The sequence below is a fragment of the Micromonospora sp. NPDC049497 genome (assembly GCF_044465805.1).
Taxonomy (GTDB): domain Bacteria; phylum Actinomycetota; class Actinomycetes; order Mycobacteriales; family Micromonosporaceae; genus Micromonospora.
On sequence record NZ_JBITMC010000028.1, the window covers coordinates 37,151 to 57,058 of the forward strand.

Genomic DNA, 19,908 nt, shown 5'->3' on the forward strand with positions numbered 1-19,908 from the left:
CCTGCACCACCGCTCACCCGAGCAAAGAACCATGGAAAGTGAGACCCTCCGCGATGGCTTCACCGTCACGACGCCGCCGGCGCCGGCACCCGCGTACCTGTGCCCACCATTGCACCCACGTCAGCCCGGAACTGGCTGGGGCCCGCGATGAAGCGATCGCAGCACTAATCGGCGAGCTCGACGAGCTCGGCGACCCGATCGGGGCCGCGCTCGAATGCCTCAGCGGCGAGCAGTTCGCCAGCCTAGTCTGGCAAGTGCCTCCACCCGGCCGGACCGATTTCCTGACCGACCTGGGAGTTCCGCCCGCGCGGCGGCCCACCGCCACAGCGGCCCGCATGGGACTGGGAAAGCTTCGGCAATGGCCGAAACTCAAGCGCGACAAGGCAGCCCGCTTCCTCACCCACCGCGTCGCCGACCGTCTCGACGCCGAGTGGCACAAGGCCGGCGGAGACGAGCAGCAGCGCGAGAACGCGCTGCGGGACACTCTGACCGGCGACCCTAGCCAGATCAACTCCGTGCGGCTGGCTCTGATCTGCCACGGCCCGACGTCCTGGGGCATGACGGCTGCGCTGCGGATCGGCTTGGATTCCGCAGTAGGCCACCCGGACTGGCCGCGGCCGGCCGTGGACAACATCGCCGCGGCGTGCCGCCGTCTGGAGAACGTGTGGGCGCAGGTCGCTGCCGCTCACGCCCAGCCGGTCACCGACGACGAGCCACACGACGTCGAAGAGCTGCACGATGACGAGGAAACCGGTGAAGACGCCGTCGACGACCAGAGCGACGGTGACGCCGAACCCGGCGTAACAGCGCCGCCCCTGCCGGACAGGAAACCGACCACCGAAGGGCCCGCCACCGTGTCCAGTGAAACCGGCAACCCCGTCTGCGTACCGGGCACCGGCACAGTCGGCAACGGACACGACCCGGCCGCCGCAGCAGCGGATTTGCTGAACCTTCAGGCGCAGGCCCAACAGGCCGCGACGGCACTCACGGAAGTCCTTCACCGCGGCGGGATCCCGCACCGGCGGTACCTGGACCCGGTTGCCGCGTTCATCGACGCCGCCGACCAGCTGCGTGACCTGCTCGACGGACCGGACCAGGCCATACCCACTGAGGCGACCGTCGAGTACCTGCTCACTGCACTGTCAGCCATCGGCGAACTCCACGGTCAGCGGGCAAGAATCGCCAGCATCGCCCGGCTTACCGGCCCGGACAGCGAACGTGACCGGATCGCCTCGGCCGTCACGCTGGCCTCCGAACTGCAGCAGACGCCGGTATGGGGGCCGCAGCAGCATGATCACGCCACCGGGCTGCTGGCACTGCTGGACCTGATCGGCGCGGCCGCCGCCAAGGATATGCAGGCGCTGCCCGCCGCCCTCGCCAGCATCGAGCAGCACCTGCCGGACAACATCGCCTCCCTCCGGCTGCCTGCTGTCGGCGGCCAGCTGCAGATAACTGACAGCACCGCCTCTGCCGCGGACCCCGCAGCCGAGGACGAGCGCACCTCCAAACCGGCAGCGGCTACCGAAGACCCCGCGCCCGTACAGGAACCGGTCAGCACCGCCGCGCCGGCTCCGGTGGCCATCCCCGACACGCCGCAGCAGCCGACGCTGCCGGCCGCCGCGGCCACACCAATGCCGTCCACCACTGACATCCCCACCACCACCACCGAGGGCACACCCGTCATCGGGTACAAGCCCGCCGCGGCGGGCACATCCTCCGTCGAGGACGAACCTGCCGAGCAGGACACGCCCGCCGACAATGCTGCAGGACGCGACCTCGTCCGGCAGCTGCTCGGCGCCGGCCGGCTGAGCTTGGCGTACCACGCCGCCGCGGCCTGCGGCGACCGCCGACGCGCCGACGCGCTGCGCATCCTGGCCCTCGCCGACGCCGTCCGCAGCGAAACCTCCCCGACTGCCGGCGCACTGCGCACCGCACTGGAAGCCGAACAGGGCAGCCCGGCGTCCGCCGACACCGCCGTACAGATCCTGCTGCTGGCCGGGACCGTCCGCGCCTGCCTGGTCACCGCCGACGCCGGAGCCGGTCGAAGCGCCCAGACGATCGCCGAGTCCCTGCGCCAGCTTCCGGCCGTGGCCGCGATCACCGACACGATCGGGACCGCGACGGCGAAACGCCGCCTGTACAGCCCTGACGTGCTCGCCGCTCTCGCACCTATCGCCGGCGCCGACAACGACATCGCCATGACCGTCGAGGCCGCCCAATCCGACATCAACCGGCCCCGCAGCCTGGACTTCGTCCGGGCCAGCCAGATCGTCGACATGTGGTGGGCGCCGAACGGCGTCATCGGGCGGATCCTCGCGATTGCCGCCGCCGACCACCGTTCAGAGATCGAGACGGCCGCCGAGCAGCTGCGCCTGTTCGCCAAGCGGCACTACCTGGACGACCTGCTCAACCGAGAGGACGCCCAGCTGCGCTCCGGTAGCAGCCGCCCACTGCAGGGCCAGCAGCGGCGCAAGCTCAAGGAGATGGCAGACCGTTCGGTGACGGTCGTCCGCGCCTGGGTCGATGCGGTCCGCGCGAACCAGGCCACCGCTCACGGTCCCGTGCCCGCCGACCTGGCCAAGCTGCGCCTCGACGTCCTGGCACAATGGCCAGCAGCCGAACACGAACTGCAGAACCTGACTGCGGCAGCCGCAGAAACGCCGTGGATGCTGCAGGCCGAGGCCGCACAGGCGTGCCTGACGAGCATGCGAAGCAGCGTCGGCATGCTCGACGGTCACAAGCCGACCGGTCCCGACCGGGACCCTGACCTGGTCCTTCACCAGGACCTGCTGCGCTGCGCGGCACTGCCGTTCACCGCCGACGGCGTGCCCGCCCGCACGGTCACCATCGACGACATCCACACCGCGCTCGACACGAGCTGGGAGAACGGATTCACGCAGCGGCTGGCCGGTGAGGACTACGTCACGGCCGCTCTAATCATCGACGCGGTCACCGACCCGGCCCAGACCCGGGACATGCATGATCGCCTCGCGACTGCGGCCACGCAGACCTTCGACGAACTGACGACCCTGCACCGCGACGTGTCCAGCGACGTGGCCCGCGCCAGCCGGCTCGGCCAGCTCGACGAGAACGCGAGCACCGCCATCAACAGCGTCCTGGCCGCCGCCAACCTCAGCCGAATCAGCGGCCCGCCGCAGAACCACAACCTCAGCGAATTCCGCAGCCGGCTGCTCGACGTCCAATCACGACTACCGCAACACCTGCACGAGGCACAGGAGGCCCTGCGGAAACGAGCCGACAACGAAGTCCCGGCCAGCCCCGACCGGCAGAGCCGGCTGACCTCGATCTACGCCCGCATCGACGCCGGCGACCTAGCCACCGCCGAGGAGTACCTGCTCGCCGCAGTTCACGGGGAGGCACCGCCGACAGCCGAGCCGTCCAACGACCTGCACCGGTTCCTGCAACTCACCACCCAGGCGGCCAGCGGTATCACCGCCAGCATGGTCCTCGCGGTCCGCCACGGCAAACCGCACCCGTCCCTGGGAGTGAACAGCCTGTCCGCCGCGCAGCGGGCCACCGCCGACACGCTGCAGATGTGGCTGGACATGCGCGACATCCGGCACAACAACGTGCAGAAGAGCACCCTGATGGCAGCACTACGGCTGGCCGGTATCGAGTTCGCCAGCATGCAGCCGCTGCGAGAACTGACGGCCAGCTCCCGCCGCGCCTGGTGGGACCTGACCGGGGTACGCCGCATCGGAGAGACACCCGGCGTGCCGCAGTTCAGCCCGTCCGCCGGGGAACGTCAGCGCATCATGCTCTGCTGGGGAGAGCCAGACGTGCGAGCCATGTTCGGCTGGATCACCCAGGACCCCGGCACCGACCACCCGGTCATCGTGCTGCTGTTCGCCGCGATGACCGCCGACCAGCGCACCGAGTTGGCACTGATGTGCGCGCAGCGGGGAGAAAAGCCGGTCATCGTCATCGACGACATCGCCATGCTGCACCTGGCGTTGCACGGCAGCGGCCAGTTCATGGCCACCGCACGGACCCTGCTGCCGTTCGCGGCGACCAACCCGTACGCCCCGGACGGGCTGGCGGCACTGCCGTCGGAGATGTTCTTCGGCCGCCGTTCCGAACGCAGCGACATCATCGACCCGAACGGCGCGAACCTGCTCTACGGCGGCCGGCAGCTCGGCAAGACGGCGCTGTTGCAGGACGCCGCTCGCGCGTTCGCCCGAGTTCCGGAGCACCAGCCGATCTACGTGACTCTGCACAACGTCATCGGCACCAAGGTCAACCCGCTGACGCTGTGGGACAAAGTGTCCGAGAAGCTGACCGAACTTAAGATCGTCCCGCCGCGTAAAACTCGCGACCCGATCAAGAACGTCACCACCGCGATCGCCGCCTGGCTGGGTGAGAACCCGACCCGGCGGATGCTGCTGCTCATCGACGAATGCGACGGATTCTTCGACGCTGACGCCGAACTCGGTTTCGAGCACGTCACGAACCTGCGTAACCTGCGCGACGAGACCGGCCGCCGGTGCAAGCCGGTGTTCGCCGGCCTCCACCAGGTGCAACGGTTCGCTCACCTGCCGAACCAGCCGCTGGCCGGCGCCCACCTCGGCGAGCAGATCGCGATCGGCCCGCTCAGCCCGGAACCGGCGTACCAGCTGCTGTTCACTCCCATGGAAGCCCTCGGGATCCGGTTCGAGTCCGACGAGCTGATCCACCGAATCCTCGCCTACTGCAACTACCAACCGAAGCTGCTGCAACTGGTCGGCAAGGCCCTCGTCTCGTCAGCGCTGGCACGCCGCCGCACCGGCCCCTACTACTCCATTGACGAGCAGTTGCTCGACCACGTCCTCGGCTCCGAGTCCCTGCAGCAGCGGGTCCGGCAGACCGTCCGCCTCACCCTCGACCTGGACTCGCGGTACAAACTCATCGCCTTGGTCGTCGCGTACGCCGCGCTCGAGCACGGCGCCGACTACACCATGACGACCTCGCAGCTGCGTGAGGAGTGCCAGGGCTGGTGGCCGGCCGGGTTCGCCGGACAGGGCCCCGGCGAGTTCCGGTCCCTGCTGGACGAGATGCGCGACCTCGGCGTCCTGGCCGTCACCGCCGGCACCCGGTGGCGGCTGCGTTCAACGAACGTGCTGCGGCTGCTCGGCTCGACCAACGAGATCTGGGAAGAGCTCTGCAGCTCGCAGTGGCGGACCACCGTCACGAAGCTGTCCACCGAAGAGGCACGCGGTCACCTGGATGACGGGCTCATCTCCCCGTGCACCGAGCAGCAGCTGTCTCGAATCGTCAGCCGTACCTCCGGCAGCGCCGTACGGGTGATCGCCGGCACCCACGCCACCGGTGTCAACCGGGTGCGTGACCTGCTGGAGCACTCCCGGAAAGGATTCGGTGCGCGGTTCGACCTGTCGGTGACGACCAGCCCTCAGACGTACGGGAAGGCGCTGCGCAGCGGTGAGGCCGGAGGCCGGCATCACGTCGTCCTGAGTCAACTGCTCACCGCGAAATCCGACACCCTCGTCGACACCGTCGTCAAAGCGATGCAGATCCAGCCCACCGCTGGCGCGACCCGCACAGTGGCAGTTCTCGTCGACGTCAACGCCCCCGGTGTCCTCGACGTGTTGACCGGCCCCAGCTTCGCCGTAAGCAACGACGACATGATCACCCTACGCAGGGCCACCGACATCGGCCTGCGAGGGTGGCTGTCGGACAACGAACTCATGAAGGCGTTCACCGACGCGACCAGCCAGGCTGAACTCATGGCCGCAACCGGCGGCTGGCCGTTGCTGCTGGACCTGGCCGCCGACAAAGCCCGTGAGCACACCAGCACCCGCAAGGTGTGCGCCCAGGTCACCGCATACCTGTCAACTGTCGAAGGGGCCGCCGATTTCGTCGAAGCGACGGGACTGCGAACCGACTCCGACGCGGGCGATGCGTTCCAGGGCCTGATCGACTATGCCGGCCCCGTCACGTCCGAGGAACTGGTCGAACTGTGCGCGGTGACGGGATCCGACCCGAAACGCACCGCCCGGATCCTGCAGCTCCTCGACGTGATCGATCAGAGCGACGTCGATGGGCGGTGGACGCCAGAACCGGTGGTGGCCCGAAGCTGGCGACACCTTCACGCGCTCGCGTAGCCACCCTGCCGTCAGGGACGCACCTCGGGTGGCCGTGGATTGCACATCCCGGCCACCCATCGCGGCTTGTCCAACAGGCCCTCGAGTCGATCTGAACCGACCCGGGGTGTTTGAGAGACCGGGGAACCTCGCTTGTCCCCACCCGCGGGCCCGTCGAACCGCTCGACGTAGCGACGCAGCATCTACAGCGCTTGACGCGGAATCAAGAGACCACAATGCCGCTTCAATCCAAAATGCAGATGAAGCGGCAGGTCAGAGTAGTTCCACAGCCAGTGGAACGGCAGCCGACGGTCCGCGCCGTTACCCGCCAACAAAGATCATCCGTTACCGGATGTTACCGCCGCTACCGGAGAAGATCTTCATCTCCCCAGGTCAACCGGTCGGGACGGCCGGATTCGAACCGACGACCCCTTGTTACCAACCGTAGCCCCCCCGACCTTGTCATTGACTGTCAAAAATAGGCGCTGAGCTGCACAGACACGATCAAGCAATGATCGCTTCTTGTCACTGGTTGTCAACCTCAGGCGGGGGTTTTCGGGGGGTAAACGGGGGCAGGCCGACAGGACGGCTCTGGTTCCCACCGCGCCCCACTCCCCACCATGGGGACCGCCCGTCACCGAGAGAATGACGTGCTCCTACCCATCGCGACCCGCCTACCGCAAGCATGGGGGTTCGTGTCGGTGGGGCCACACGACCCATTGCCCCACCGCCGATGACACTCAGGGCAACTCTGAGGCTTGCGCAAGTCTAGCTGCGACGCTGGGCCTGTTCGGATGCGCCAAAAGGCCTGCAGCATGAAGGGCATGCTCAGGACGTTGCCGGTTGGATCGCTGTCTCAGACTCGAACCTGCGGCTGATGCCAGCGCCCGCCCCGTTGACCTCTTGCGGACTGGATGCAGCCTGACGTCCATGCGGCGGCCTTGGGATTGGAAGAAGATCAGGGATGGCTGGTCAAGAGGCGGCTTCGAGGGCGGCCTCGTACGTCGATGAACGAGACCACAACTGAGACCAGCAGCCCACGCCGCCGGTCCCTGACTGCGCTTCACGCAGCCGAGGGTATGCGCTCCGAGCGGCGCCCGGTGACCCGTGACCGCCACCCGTCAGGATCGGGAATTCTCCGCCGGATGTGCGCTCCCCGGTTCGGCAGCCGGTGGTTCCACCCGTGGCGCCCGGTGGACACGCCATGTAACCATCGAGACACCCGTTGTCGACTCGGAGGTCACGATGAGGTCCTCGACTCCCCGCTGGCCGGATGACGAGCGTAAGGACGGGGAGGAGGAGGGCGACGATCTCGGTGCGCTGGCAGCCTGGTTCCCCGCACCGCACGAGCCGCGCGATCGGGAGACCTGGCGGGTACGGCCCCATCTGCTGCCCGTCACGATGGAGGTGCTGTCGCCGGTCCACGGGGAGGTGCAGGTACGGGGGTTCGCGCGCTTCTTTTCCGCGCACACTATCCACGCGCATCGGTCGACGGTGGTCGTCGGCAGCCAGTGCAGTCTTCAACAGACTGACCACTACCACTTCCACCGCGTCACCATCTCGCTCGACCAGCTCATCCAGCCGGGGAAGGCGCGGGAGGCACTGAACCGCCTCCTCGCGTCTCCGGGCGCGTGGGGCGCGGTCGGCGCCTTTCAGCGCGCCCTGAGTGGACTGCTCGCCACGGAAGACCCCGGAAAACCCATCCACGTGACTGTGGGCGTGCGGGAAGGCACCTTCATCAGCGCGACCGGTTCCGATGTCGTCAGCGGTACGCAGGCGGAGGTGCGGCGGTCCCTGCGTTTCGTCAGCGAGGAGACGGTGATCGACGGCGTGCGCCTACTGGCCGAGAGCCCCGATCTGGTGCGTGGGCTGGTCCGTCATCTGACCGATCCGCACCAGGTCAGCGGGGATCAGATGACGCGCGCCTTCCTGTCCGCAGCCGGCCGGATCGACGACCTGGACCTGGTCCGGCAGTCCGCCGACTTCCGCCGGGCCGAAACTCGCCTGCTCGATTTCCTAGGGGTGACCTTCGTCGACCGGGCGTCGAGCGTCATGATCGGCGTGGACAACGACGTGGAGCACCGCGTCCGGGTCCATCGCCCGGGCGTCGCGTTCGGGGAGCTGGCAGACTCCCTCGACACGTTGCGTGAATACGCCGAGCAACGCTTGACGCCGGACGTCGGTCACGACGGCCTCACCACTCCCGACAGGTTCACGCGGATCGAGCCGACCGAGCTTCCGGGTGAGCACCGCAAAAGTATGGGCGGACGGGACATCCCGCCACCAGCCGTGAATCCGGACTGGGGGCGGCGCGGTCCGGACCTACCAGGACTGTTCTGAGGTGTACGGCAGACCGGACGAGCCTCGAGGATCTGGGAGCGAGTATGCGCGGTTGGACCATCCCGCTGATGACGACGACGGCGCTCGTGTCGGCTGGCGTGTTCCTCGGCACCCGGGAGCTCGGAATCGCCGACCAATACGCCAGCGTGGGCAGCTTCCTCGTGGCCCTGGTCAGCCTCGCCGTCAGCATCCGGGCCCTGACCAGAGGTGTGGCCCGGCATCCGGCGGACGAGAACCCTCCCCGCGCGGCCGCGTGGCGCGCGTTCATCCTGAACCTCCTCAACCGCACCGTCGTCAACGAGCCGCACGCCCCCGTCTACATCGACTCGCCCTCACCACCACCTCGGCGCGGCAACAAGCCCAGAGGCAGGCGCGGGGCCCCGCGCTCGAGCCGCAAGAAGCGGCAGTGACGCATGAATCGGTCCCCGACACCACCTGCCGTCAGGGGTCCTCGCCGTGCCCCGCCTCCTCGCGGGCCGGCTGCGGACGCTCTGCCAGAGCGGCGGCGAGGAAGGTGTTGCGGCGTGCGATGAGGCGTCGCAGGTACGGCCGCAGGTTTAGCCTGGCCACGAGACCATTAAACGGTCCCGTCGGCGCGGTGAAGTCGATGACGTAGCGCATGACCGTCCCCGAGGACCCGGCTGGATCCGGGGTGAAGCGGTGCTCGTGGCGCCATCGGCCGAACGGGCCGCTGACTTGCTCGCGGTGAAGCCGCGCGGCCGCCGGTAGTCGGTGATCCGGACGGTCATCCGCCAGGGCAGGTCGAGGTGCCGGGCTTCCCAGGTTGACGCTGGCCATGAGCGTCCTCGCCGAGCAACTACCCCGCCGAGCGGGTGCGCAAGCACCACCGGGAGGTCGTCAAGATCGTGCGGTTCGCGACCTGGTGGGACCACTGGAACGCGACCTACCAGCAGCGCTGGTGGATGCGGTGGCGCCGGGTGGCCGGTGCGGCAACTCGTCGACCAGCACGAGGTAGAGGCGACCGCGGTGGTGGACCTCCAGCGGCACTGGACGTACCCGCGTGCCGCGCTGCCCGTGCCGGAACTCGGGGAGGCTGTCCGGGTGACGCTGTACGAGCCGGTCGCCGTGCCCGACCCGCCGGTCGTCACCCGGTTCCTGCGCGAGTAGCGCGCCCGCCCTCACGTCAAGACCTCCGGCGAGACGCCGCCGTGAACGCTCGGGACGGTCCCTGCATACGGGACCGTCCCGAGCGCGTCTGCGGGCCCGGAGAGGTCGCCCGCCGACGCGGTATACTTGAACCATCGGTGGCGCTGCGCCACCCGTTTCTCCTGTCGCCCGTGGCCCACGCCCCAGCGCGACGTCGAGAGACAAGGGCTCGCGAGGCTCGACGCAGACCAGAACCACCATTGACGGGTACTCCTATCGCACCCGGCGGTGGCGGCGTGGGGAGCTACCTCCGGGAGACATGGAACCGTCATGAGCAACAAAAATCCAAAGGCCACGCGGCTCGCCGCCGCGTACCGGCTCCGGTACACCGAGGCGCTGGGCGTGATGCGCCAAGACTCCGACCTCGCCGAGCAAATGGCCGACGATCTGAACATCTCGATCGCGGAGGCGAACCGCCGGATCGAAGGCCAGTACGCCGAGGCCCGGCGCCGCGCCGACGAAGAACGGGTGTCCTTCCGCGCCGCCCTCGCCGACGTCCGGTCCGGGCAGGCCCTCCAGAACCAGTTCGCCAGCTTAGCCGCGGCCTTGCCGAGTGTGGAGGATCTGCTACGCCGGGAGCTGGTGTCGGTCTGCGACAGGCTGGTCGACGAGCCGGTGCACCGCGACGGCGACGACTACTTCGAGGTCCACGGCCTCAACTTCGACGATGTGCACGTGCCCTACTACGTCGACCAGGTCGAGATCGACGAGGCCATGCCGGACCTCGACTCGCTTGACTGGGACGAGGCCGAGGAGCTGGACGACACGACCTACCTCGGCACCGTCAGAGTGCACGCGGACGTCAGCTTCACCGGGTTCATGCACCGCGGCGAGGCCTACTCCCATGAGGGCGAGATTACGATCCTGCAGGCCGACTGGAACGAGCGCACCTCCCGGGTGTCGTTCCAGAGGTCGGTGGTCCTGGAGTTCGAGGCGCGGATCGAGATCGGTGCCGAGTCGGCCGAGCTGGAGTTCGTCTCGGCGATCACCGACGAGCACGCGGCCGACGCCGCGGCGTAGCCGGCGCGGAAACGACGAAAGAGGCCGCCGCCTCCGCCCGCCCGAAGGCAGGTGGAGGCGGCGGCCTGGTTGCGTGCGGGGTTATCAGGACCGGTTGTTGACGGTCGTGCGTACGCCGTCGTCCGTCGTGACCGCGTCGCACCTCAGCGGCACCGCGGTCGGCATCTGGGTCAGCGACGGATCGTCGAGCAGGATTGTCGCGGTGCCGTCAACCGACCAGCCATTGTCCGTCTCCGACACATCGTGGATCTCCACCCCGGTCACGCTGACCAGCACACAGGTGCCACCTGGTCGTTGCATTGCCGCACCAAATAGGATCGATCGATGGAATGCTCGTTCTCGGAGTTCTCCTATGGATACGCGGCGATCCGCGAGGCGGAGTCGGAGCTGGCGCAGGTATACCGATCGCGCGGGGCTCCAATCCTGACCTCCCTGGTGGCAGAGGAGCAGCTCGGATGGGACGCCCAGATCCCATTCGTGGAGTATGCACTTTTCCTGCAGTTCAAGCGGGCCCAGTACGTGAGCCGCCGGCATCCGGCGTCACCTACGTGGTCGCATTGCTAGTTCGGGCTGCCATTGGCATCGATCAGCTAGTGACGAAAGGTATCGATCCAATTCCATTGCGTCAACTTCCGGCCGTGCCGCGACCCCAGATCTGCCGGATGAGCGAGGTGGCCAGCGAGCTTTCCTCCCCCTGTGACCCGCCGACGGCCCAGCCGTCGCCGGCCGCCCGGTCCCGACCGGATCGGTACGGGTGGCAGGTACCCGCTGACCGACCCGGGCCCACCGGTGCGAAGTACCCGACTCAGGGGCACGATCCGGCCCCTGAGTCGGTACGGTTCGTGCACCGAAAATCTTCTCAGAGAAAGGGCACGTGCGCGGTTGGACACCGTTGACTTCCGGAACTGGTGCACCGTCGGGGTGCCCGTGTCCATCGGCAGCCACCACGCTGGCCTGATCGAGTCGTTCGACGACGCCACCGGTGTTGCCACCCTGGCCGCCGCACTGCCCGGCGCGTATGCCGAATCCGCGTCGCTCGCGCTGATCGCCCGCCGGCTCGGCAAGGACGGGGTGGCCAAGTTCCTCAGCAACAAGCTGCCGACCAAGCCCGCTGCACGGTCCGGGGACATGGGTGAAATCCTCGCGACGGCGTACCTGCACGAAGAGCACGGATGGGTGGTCGGCCCGAGCCGGCTCATCCAACGCGACCACCAGCAGTGGGCGATGCGCGGCGACGACGTGCTGGGCGCGAAGCTCGACGCCGCGGGCAAGGCCGTGATCATCAAGGCAGAGGCCAAGAGCCGCGTCATCCTCGCTAAGGGCACCGTCACGGGGGCCCGTAAGGGTTTGGCGCGGGAGAAGGAGATGCCGTCGGCGCACTCGCTCACCCAGTTCGCCGAGCGGCTGCTGCCGACAGCCGATGCTGAGGTCGGCGAAGCTGTGCTGATGCTGCTGCTGCTCGACGAACTCCGCGCCGACCGGGTCAGCCACCTGATGTTCCTGTTCACCAGCAACGATCCCAGCAAGCACGTGACCGCTGACCTGCAGGCGTACACCGGCGCCGTCGCGCAGCTGACCATCACGCTGCGGGTCCATGGACACAAAAAGTTCATCACCGACGCCTACGAGCTGGTGATCACCGATGGTGCGTGAGGCGCAACGCCTGGCACGGCTGTTGACGACCGCAACCGACGCCGGCTTCCGCGGCCGGCTCCTGGCCCGCGGCCAGGCCCAATCGATGATCCGCCGCGGCGGTGTCCTGCCGCCGGACGCACCTACGTTCAGTGCCTTCCTCGACGCTGACCTGCTCAACTACGGCTATGCGCTGCTTTCGACCAGCCTCGGCTTGCTGGAGGTGGCCGAGGACGACACGACGGGCCAGATAACCCTCACCCGGGAAGGGTTCATCCAAAGCTCGTACGCCATCGAGGCCGCCACCCGCAACGCGGCCCCTGCACCGGACCTGGTCTTCCACGACCTCGTGGCCGGCGCCGCTAGTCACCTCGCCGGCTACGCTGCCCGCGCGTACTCGCTGATCCAATCAAGCCGCGCGTCGGGCCGGCTCACGCCGATGGAACACACTCTTGCGGATCTGCTCATGCGCGACCTGGGCGCCATCGACCAGCGGACCCGGCAGCTGCGGTCGTCACCTGAGGTCTCCGATGAGGCCATGCTGGCCGCCTTCACCGCACCCGACAACGACCTGAACGACCTGGACGACGCATCGGACCAGGTAGGTCCCGTAGTGCTACTGCTCAGCGAGAATTACCTTTCAGCGGTCTCGGCCGCCCTGTTCGCCATCGAGATCGGCAGCCGCGCCCTGCTCGACGCTGCGCTGCAAGACCTGCAGCTTGGGGAACAGGCGTCCTCGGACGTCAGCGCTCCCGGGCCTTGGTGGATCTACCGCCTGAGCCGGCACCTGCTACGTGGGCTGTTTGACACCAGCTTGCAGACCACGATTCCACAGCCCACGCTGCCCGGGATCGATGCTGGCCACGCCGGACGGTGGCGCGAGCTGCGCGACACGTTCGTCGCGTCGCTGCTGGCCCGCGAGCGCGCCGAGATCGACCTGTGGCCTTCGCAGCTGCATGTTGCCCACCGGATTTTTCGGGACTCGCGGGATCTCGTCGTCGCGCTGCCGACCAGCGCCGGCAAGACCCGCATCGCCGAACTGGCGATCCTGGCGTGCCTCGCTCAAGGCCGTCGGACGGTGTACGTCACCCCGTTACGTGCCCTGTCCGCGCAGACCGAGAATGTCCTGACCCGGACCTTCGCCCCGCTGGGCATCCGGGTCTCATCGCTGTACGGCAGCATGGGCACCAGCGACGTCGATGAGGACACCCTGCGGTCCGGTGAGGTCGTCGTCGCCACCCCGGAGAAGCTGGACTTCGCGCTGCGATCCGACCCGTCCGTGCTCGACGACGTCGGCCTGATCGTGTTGGACGAGGGACACATGATCGGTGCCTCCGAGCGGGAGGTCCGCTACGAGGCCCAGATCCAGCGGCTGTTGCGCCGTGCCGACGCCGCGACCCGGCGCATCCTCTGCCTCTCGGCGGTTTTTCCCTCCGGCAACGACCTCGACGACTTCGTCGCCTGGATCACCGACGACGAGCCGGACGGCCTGCATCGCGAGGGCTGGCGCCCGACCGGGCAGCGGTTCGGGCTCGTCGAGTGGCGCGGCGACCACGCCAGGTTGACGATCACTCTCGGCCCGGAACAGTCGTTCATTCCTCGCTACTTCGAGGCCAAGAAACCACGCCCACCGCGCCGCAAGCTGTTCCCTGCCGACCAGGGTGAGCACATCATCGCCACGGGATGGCGGCTGGTCGAGGAAGGCCAGACCGTCCTGGTCTTCTGCCCGCAGCGCAACTGGGTCGAACCTTACGCCCCAAAGATCATCGATCTGTACGGCCGTGGTCTGATCCCGTCCGTGCTGCCGGCCGGCGTCGATCTCAGCGACGCGCTAACCGTCGGCGCCGAGTGGTTCGGCCCCGACCATCCCATCCTGCGCTGTCTTGAGCTCGGCGTGGCGATCCACCACGGAGCGCTGCCGGGGCCGTTCCGGCGCGAGGTGGAACGGCTCCTGCAACGCGGCAGTTTGAAGGTCACCATCGCTTCGCCGACGCTGGCCCAAGGGCTGAACCTGTCCGCCTCGGCCGTGCTCTTTCACAGTCTGCACCGCAGCGGGGAGCTGCTCAAGGGTTCCGAGTTCGCCAACGTGATCGGGCGGGCTGGCCGGGCTTTCGTCGACACCGAAGGTCTCGTCCTCTACCCGATTTTCAAGACCGGTGCCTGGCGGCGCCGGGAATGGCTCGAGCTGACCCAGGGCGACGGTGGCCGGCCGCTGCAGTCCGGGCTCATCGGCGTCGGTGTCGCCTTGGTCCGGCAGTTGCTCGCCACCTACGGGCTGACCTCGGTCGAACCGGTCCTCGTCTACCTCACCGGCGGCCCGGACTGGTCGCTGCCCGTGCTGTCCGCTGGCACCGCTGACCAGCGGGCCGCCGCGGCGGCGGGCTGGCGGTCGAACCTCGCGCTGCTCGACATCGGCATCCTGAGCATCGTCGGTGACGGCGACCAAGACCTCGTCACGGACGCGGCGACGCAGTTTCTCACCGATGCGCTGCGCGACTCACTGTTCGAGCGTCAGCTGCGCCGCTACGACGACACCGCACAGGCCGTCCTGCGCGAAGTCGTCTTCAGCCGCACCCGGCACCTGTGGCGCACGTCGACGGCCTCGCAGCGCCGCGGCTGGTATCTAGCCGGATTAGGCGCGCAAGCAGGCTCCGAGCTCGCGCAGGTGTCCGGGCACATCGTCGCGTTGGCCGGCCAGGCCGAAACCGCACTGCTCGGCGGCGACCACGAGCAAGCCGGCGATCTGATTATCCAGATCGCCGATGTCGTGTTCGCCGTGCCGTCGTTCGCACCGGAGAACCCGCTCGGCAATCGCGACACGGTGCTGCGGCACTGGGTTCACGGGCTGGCCCTCAGTGAGGTGCCGGGTGACCGGGTCCAGATCGCGCAGTTCATCGAAGCCGACGTCATCTACCGGCTGGTCTGGGGCATGGAGGCAGCCCGCGTCTACGAGACCGCCCAGGACAATTCCGACGCCACCGCCCTGCTGGGCACCGTGGTCACCACGATCGAGACTGGAACCTTCCACCAGCCGGCCTCGATTCTCATCCGGTCGGGATTCGACTATCGCCTCGCTGCCATATCAGCGGTGACCAGCACCGGCGCCACCTTCGACACGGTAACCGGCATGCATCACTGGATCGACAACCTCGACCCCGCCCACGCGCTGAGCCCGCAGTGGCCGACACCCGAGGCGCGGTCGGCGTGGGAGGCGTTCGCGAACCCCACACGAACCCGCCGCGCACGCCAGTGGCGCCGGCAGACCGTGGTCGTACCGGACGTCGCCTGGCACTCAACGGCACCGGATCCCGATACCTGGCTACGGGTGACAGACGCCGGAAAAGACAAGATCGAGATCTGGTCGACCGGCTTCGACCTGCTAGGCGAAGCAACTATTCCGCTCGCCTCGCCGCGGCACGGGGTGTTGCGCGGTCGGCGGCTGCCAGCCGGTACCGGGATCGTCCTGCACTATCACGGCCCGGAAGTGCTTCTTCCGCAGGTGAGTACCCGACTTCGCCCGTGACGCCGCGCCAGAACGGACGATGGAAGCGAAAGGATCTTGCTGGGGAATACTGGAAGATAGTGGAACCTGATGCTATCCTTCCCCGCATGGCTGAAACGATGGATGAACTCGAAGACCTGATCTCAGGTCTGCGAGCACGAATCCGTCGCGCACTGTCCACTGGGCAGCGCGTCGAGGTTCCTGCACTTCGTGCCGAACTGCGCGCGGCCGAGCAGCGATGGGACGAAGCCCTACAAGGTATCGAAGCACCGGACGACCAGGTACATGCACCGCTTATCCCATTGCCATCCAGCGTGTCGCTACTCCCCATGCGCGAGCAGGTTCATCAGGTGCTCACCTTGCTGGGCGTGCCAGCTGCACCGAAGCTGATCGTGGCGGTGCATGAAGCGTTCTACGCCGGAGACTTGGTCAGCGCGAAACTGACCAGTCTTCGGCGGGATGAGGAGAGGTCATTCCGCTCGGCACCCTTCGCGCGCCCGTACTACCTGTGCAGTGCGCTCGCGGCAGACCAGTTGGTCAGCGTGCGCGGTTTACTGGCCGTTTCTACATGGTCCTTAGATCGTCGGATGGTCGGCCCACTGTCGCCGCGTGTTGATTTCCTTTCAGGAGCGATCAGGCTGGCTGAGCACGTCGAGCGGACCGGTGACCCCGGGCCGCAGGCGAGCAGGCTTTTGTGGCGGTTCGCGACCAACATCCCGGGCGCGGCGGAATCCTTTGACGCGGCGAAGCCGGCGGCGATCATCTCAGCAGCGCGGGCCGAACTCGAAGTCCACGACGACTCCGACCGTGCACAACGCAAGGCTGCTGCCGACACAGCACGCCGTCGACTCGACGACGTTCAGCAGCTGTTCGGTACTTCACCGCTCAGAGCGGTACGCAGCGCTACCTAGCACCTTCCCCGATATCGGCGGCCCGGTACCGCGAAGACCGGACCCGTCTCTGCAGAGGACAGGATGACCGTCGTCGACGACCGTCTCAATGCCATCCGTGGTGCGGCGCCGCGAAAGCCGCACAACGCCCGCTCTCTTGCTGCCCTCGCCGCCAATCCCGGCTGCCGGCGTCGCACTCTCATGGATGCCGCTGGCGTGGACAAGGCTGCAGTTGCCGATCGGCTCGGCCACCGGATGACCGTCGGCCAGATGTCGAGCATCGCGCTGGCCCGGGGTAAGAGCTTCGAGGCGCAAGTTAAGGCCGAGGGAGGCAACGACCTCCTGCGTCTGCTGCGGCAGCACATCGATCTGCCGACCGTGCAGGCGCACTACCACGATCTCAACCCGGCCGACGACGACGACCGGATCAGTGCCCGGCTCCGGCGGTCCCGCAGCGCTCTGGTGGAGGCGGCACGTGCTCCGGACCCGGTCGGGACGATGTTCGATCACCCGATCCTGCAGTTGACTATGAACGGCGTCCGGGTGCACATCGAGCCCGACCTGATCGCCTTCAAGTTCGGTGACCGTTTCCACATCGTCGAGATCAAGTCCTTCCCGATCGTGGACGGCACGGCAGACTCAGGAAAGGTCGCCGCCGCGGCGCAGCAGTCGGCGGTCTACGTGCTGGCGATGCGGGAGATGCTGCAGACCGCCGGACTCTCCCCAGAACTGGTCTCCCACGAGGTGATCCTCGTGTGCCCCAAGGACTTCAGCAACCAGCCGGTAGCTGAGCTGATCGACGTGCGCAAGCAGCTCGCATCGCTGCGGCGCCACCTGGCCCGCATGGAGTCGATCGACGACCTTCTGCTTCTGCTGCCCGCATCGCTGACCTTCGACCTGCTGCCGGACCGAGACGGCCAGCCGACACGCAACCCCGAGGAACTCGCCGCGGACCTCACCCGAGTCGCCGCGCGTTACTCCCCGGACTGCCTGGAGAGCTGCGAACTGGCTGGCGTGTGCCGGGCGGAAGCGGACGGCACCGTTCCGGTGCTCGGCCGGGTAATTCGCGAGGAATTGGGCGGCATCGACTCCATCGCCGAGGTCGTCGGACTGGCCACCGGCAGCCGGCAACCCGACGACAGCCAGCGACAGACCGCCCGCCTGCTGCGCGCGGCCTATCAGATGCGACAGCAGGCACTGGAGTCACGGCGATGACCATGATGACGTCACTGGCCCGGGCGCTGGCCGCCGATGCGCAGACCCCACAGCGCCTGACCATGTATCGCCACCTGCACATCTCCGACCACCCGATCGTGATGGTGCCGATCACTCTCGCGGGCGAGACGAACGCCCCCCTGGCGGTGATGGTCGGCACCGACCCCGCACGGCCAGAAGTGATCGTCACGCGCCAGCCGCGTGAGCGCGCTGAACGGCTGCGCTTCGCGGAACGGCTCGCCGGACACCTGCTCTACCCGATCGCCTCGATGGCGGCGATCACCCAGCGGCTCGAAAGCCGTGGAGCAGAACTATCGGTACGGGCCACCGAGGCACCACAGATCTGGGTCCCGAACCCGGCCGGCGTCGACTACGTCCGGCTCCTCGGGCGGATGACGCGGTTCCGGTCCATCGAAGGCCGCTGGGCTGTCGCCCCGTCCGTACGGCAACTGGGTATCTGGCTGACCTGGCTCGCGGAACAGGCCGAGTTCGCGGACTCCTGCGTGCTAGTGCCGGCCACCCGGGCGCTGAGCGGGGTATGGGCGACTGGACAGAGCGATGTCGAGGACGGCAATCTCGCCGCGCTGATGGCTTGGCTTGCGCCGCCGCCGGGAATGGCGATCGCCGACGCGGTGCGCCGTGCCGAGGATCCGGCCCTTTGCCCGCCGGCGGGTCCGGCGACCGATCCCACCTTCGACCGGCTGTTCCTGCAGCCCACTCTCAGAGATCTTGCGGCGGCGTCGACGGAACCCGCCAGACGGCAGGTCCTCAGCCGGTTGACCAGCATGCTCCTGGAGCAGATGAGACCGACCTGGAATCTGGTGTGGCATGCCATCGAACTGCTTCGGCAGGAGCCGCCAGCGCCGCGTGTGGCGCGTCGATGGGAACGGCAGCGCGATCGCTTCACCGCCTTCCACTACTACGTGACCAACGGCGGTAACCCGCAGGCCAAGCGGGACAACGCGGTACGCGGCGCACAACGTCTCGCCGAAATGGAACAACGGCTGGCCAGCTTTAACGCCGAGCGCGCCTACGACGACCCGCTCGTGATCGCCGACCACCGGCTCGCTGGCGAGGCCTTCGCCGGCACGGTCGTCGCGAGCGACGCCACGCGCCGGGTACGCGCAACACAGAAGCTCGTGCCACGCCCGCTGGTCACCGTCACCACCGCCGACCCGGTCCGTCTCGAAGAGGGACAACAAGTGCACGACCCGAGCCGCAACGGCCAGCGGGCACTGATCACCCGCATCGAGGAAACCACCGACGGCTGGATCATCACACTCGAACTACAGGACAAGATGGGCCGCGGACGGACCCCGGCACCAGGCTCCGTTCCAGCCAGCGGCGACGAGGCGGTCTACCTTGCACTCGCCGACACCTTCGTGCGCCGCAGACGGGCCTGGCCCACCCGCGACGACATCCCGTGGACCCACGGCGGGCCCCCGCCGGAGTACGTTCCCGCACCGGAGGACGCGGTGGAGGAATGGTCATGACCTCACCTCAGCAACTCGCCGAAGCCCGAACCGCCGAGATCATCACAGACTTCACCAGTACCCAGCAGCCGGGCGTCGTCGTCGATTCACCGCCCGGAGCAGGTAAGTCCACCCTCGTTGTCCGGGTCGCCGCGGCGCTCGCCGAAGCCGGCGAGCCGATTATGGTAGTCGCGCAGACCAACGCGCAGGTCGATGACCTCACCAGGAACATCGCCGAACGGCTCCCGCACCTGCTGATCGGCCGGCTCACCCGCGAGGACTACGGCCCACCCACCTGGGTCCAGCTGCCGAACGTGCAGATCGGCAGCCGTCTGGACACGCTCGGAGACTGCCGGGTCGTGGTCGGAACCGCAGCGAAATGGAGCCGAGCGGAGACAGCAGGGAAGCTTCCCTGGGCGATCGTGGACGAGGCATATCAGATGCGCTCCGACATGCTCCTGCTCATCGCAGCCCTGTTTAAGTGAGCGTTTGAGAAGTGGGTTGGTTCGGCGGCGTGTCGTGTTGGAGGTAAGGGAAGGCCCTCGGTAGGTCCGGTGGTGTCGAGCCAACCG

13 protein-coding genes are annotated in these 19,908 nt (G+C 67.9%); 11 read left to right on the plus strand and 2 right to left on the minus strand.

The window, feature by feature from the left end; all coding sequences use genetic code 11:
* The first annotated feature begins 38 nt into the window (after positions 1 to 38).
* From ACIBR0_RS26885 to ACIBR0_RS26895, 3 genes are all read left to right on the plus strand, one after another.
* A complete protein-coding gene (locus ACIBR0_RS26885) occupies positions 39 to 6,119 on the plus strand; it encodes a hypothetical protein (RefSeq protein WP_396720219.1) in 6,081 nt (2,026 codons plus the stop codon).
* A gap of 1,224 nt (positions 6,120 to 7,343) precedes the next feature.
* Positions 7,344 to 8,438: a hypothetical protein gene (locus ACIBR0_RS26890; RefSeq protein WP_396720221.1), complete on the plus strand. Its 1,095-nt coding sequence runs from the start codon at positions 7,344 to 7,346 to the stop codon at positions 8,436 to 8,438.
* 68 nt (positions 8,439 to 8,506) lie between these two features.
* Positions 8,507 to 8,848, plus strand: a complete 342-nt coding sequence (locus ACIBR0_RS26895) for a hypothetical protein (RefSeq protein ID WP_396720223.1) — start codon at positions 8,507 to 8,509, stop codon at positions 8,846 to 8,848.
* Positions 8,849 to 8,879: 31 nt separating this feature from the next.
* On the opposite strand, the gene ACIBR0_RS26900 is transcribed toward ACIBR0_RS26895, so the two are convergent.
* Positions 8,880 to 9,236, minus strand: coding sequence for a hypothetical protein (locus ACIBR0_RS26900; protein ID WP_396720225.1), 357 nt, complete (start codon positions 9,234 to 9,236; stop codon positions 8,880 to 8,882).
* 147 nt (positions 9,237 to 9,383) lie between these two features.
* On the opposite strand from ACIBR0_RS26900, the gene ACIBR0_RS26905 reads away from it, so the two are divergent.
* On the plus strand, positions 9,384 to 9,566 hold the full coding sequence (locus tag ACIBR0_RS26905; RefSeq protein ID WP_396720227.1) for a hypothetical protein: 183 nt from the start codon (positions 9,384 to 9,386) through the stop codon (positions 9,564 to 9,566).
* Between the two features lie 309 nt (positions 9,567 to 9,875).
* Complete coding sequence (locus tag ACIBR0_RS26910) at positions 9,876 to 10,625, plus strand: hypothetical protein (RefSeq protein WP_396720229.1); 750 nt, start codon at positions 9,876 to 9,878, stop codon at positions 10,623 to 10,625.
* An 84-nt stretch (positions 10,626 to 10,709) separates the two neighbouring features.
* Here the strand turns inward: ACIBR0_RS26910 and ACIBR0_RS26915 are convergent, their stop codons facing one another.
* Positions 10,710 to 10,925 carry a hypothetical protein gene (locus ACIBR0_RS26915; protein WP_396720231.1) on the minus strand — a complete coding sequence of 72 codons (216 nt, stop codon included), beginning with the start codon at positions 10,923 to 10,925 and terminating at the stop codon, positions 10,710 to 10,712.
* Between the two features lie 627 nt (positions 10,926 to 11,552).
* On the opposite strand from ACIBR0_RS26915, the gene ACIBR0_RS26920 reads away from it, so the two are divergent.
* From ACIBR0_RS26920 to ACIBR0_RS26945, 6 genes are all read left to right on the plus strand, one after another.
* Positions 11,553 to 12,278 carry a hypothetical protein gene (locus tag ACIBR0_RS26920; protein ID WP_396720233.1) on the plus strand — a complete coding sequence of 242 codons (726 nt, stop codon included), beginning with the start codon at positions 11,553 to 11,555 and terminating at the stop codon, positions 12,276 to 12,278.
* Entirely contained in the window at positions 12,268 to 15,780 is a 3,513-nt protein-coding gene (locus tag ACIBR0_RS26925) for a DEAD/DEAH box helicase (protein WP_396720235.1), read from the plus strand. The genes ACIBR0_RS26920 and ACIBR0_RS26925 overlap by 11 nt, the downstream gene beginning before the upstream one ends.
* An 86-nt stretch (positions 15,781 to 15,866) precedes the next feature.
* Complete coding sequence (locus ACIBR0_RS26930; protein ID WP_396720237.1) at positions 15,867 to 16,670, plus strand: hypothetical protein; 804 nt, start codon at positions 15,867 to 15,869, stop codon at positions 16,668 to 16,670.
* A gap of 63 nt (positions 16,671 to 16,733) precedes the next feature.
* Positions 16,734 to 17,864: a hypothetical protein gene (locus tag ACIBR0_RS26935; RefSeq protein WP_396720239.1), complete on the plus strand. Its 1,131-nt coding sequence runs from the start codon at positions 16,734 to 16,736 to the stop codon at positions 17,862 to 17,864.
* A complete protein-coding gene (locus tag ACIBR0_RS26940; RefSeq protein ID WP_396720241.1) occupies positions 17,861 to 19,357 on the plus strand; it encodes a hypothetical protein in 1,497 nt (498 codons plus the stop codon). The genes ACIBR0_RS26935 and ACIBR0_RS26940 overlap by 4 nt, the downstream gene beginning before the upstream one ends.
* On the plus strand, positions 19,354 to 19,821 hold the full coding sequence (locus ACIBR0_RS26945) for an AAA domain-containing protein (RefSeq protein ID WP_396720243.1): 468 nt from the start codon (positions 19,354 to 19,356) through the stop codon (positions 19,819 to 19,821). The genes ACIBR0_RS26940 and ACIBR0_RS26945 overlap by 4 nt, the downstream gene beginning before the upstream one ends.
* Positions 19,822 to 19,908 lie beyond the last annotated feature (87 nt).

Coding starts and splice junctions, on each gene's coding strand:
- ACIBR0_RS26890 (WP_396720221.1), top strand. CDS start 7,344: ATGAGGTCCTCGACTCCCCGCTGGCCGGATGACGAGCGTAAGGACGGG.
- ACIBR0_RS26895 (WP_396720223.1), top strand. CDS start 8,507: ATGACGACGACGGCGCTCGTGTCGGCTGGCGTGTTCCTCGGCACCCGG.
- ACIBR0_RS26900 (WP_396720225.1), bottom strand. CDS start 9,236: ATGGCCAGCGTCAACCTGGGAAGCCCGGCACCTCGACCTGCCCTGGCG.
- ACIBR0_RS26910 (WP_396720229.1), top strand. CDS start 9,876: ATGAGCAACAAAAATCCAAAGGCCACGCGGCTCGCCGCCGCGTACCGG.
- ACIBR0_RS26915 (WP_396720231.1), bottom strand. CDS start 10,925: ATGCAACGACCAGGTGGCACCTGTGTGCTGGTCAGCGTGACCGGGGTG.
- ACIBR0_RS26925 (WP_396720235.1), top strand. CDS start 12,268: ATGGTGCGTGAGGCGCAACGCCTGGCACGGCTGTTGACGACCGCAACC.
- ACIBR0_RS26930 (WP_396720237.1), top strand. CDS start 15,867: ATGGCTGAAACGATGGATGAACTCGAAGACCTGATCTCAGGTCTGCGA.
- ACIBR0_RS26935 (WP_396720239.1), top strand. CDS start 16,734: ATGACCGTCGTCGACGACCGTCTCAATGCCATCCGTGGTGCGGCGCCG.
- ACIBR0_RS26940 (WP_396720241.1), top strand. CDS start 17,861: ATGACCATGATGACGTCACTGGCCCGGGCGCTGGCCGCCGATGCGCAG.
- ACIBR0_RS26945 (WP_396720243.1), top strand. CDS start 19,354: ATGACCTCACCTCAGCAACTCGCCGAAGCCCGAACCGCCGAGATCATC.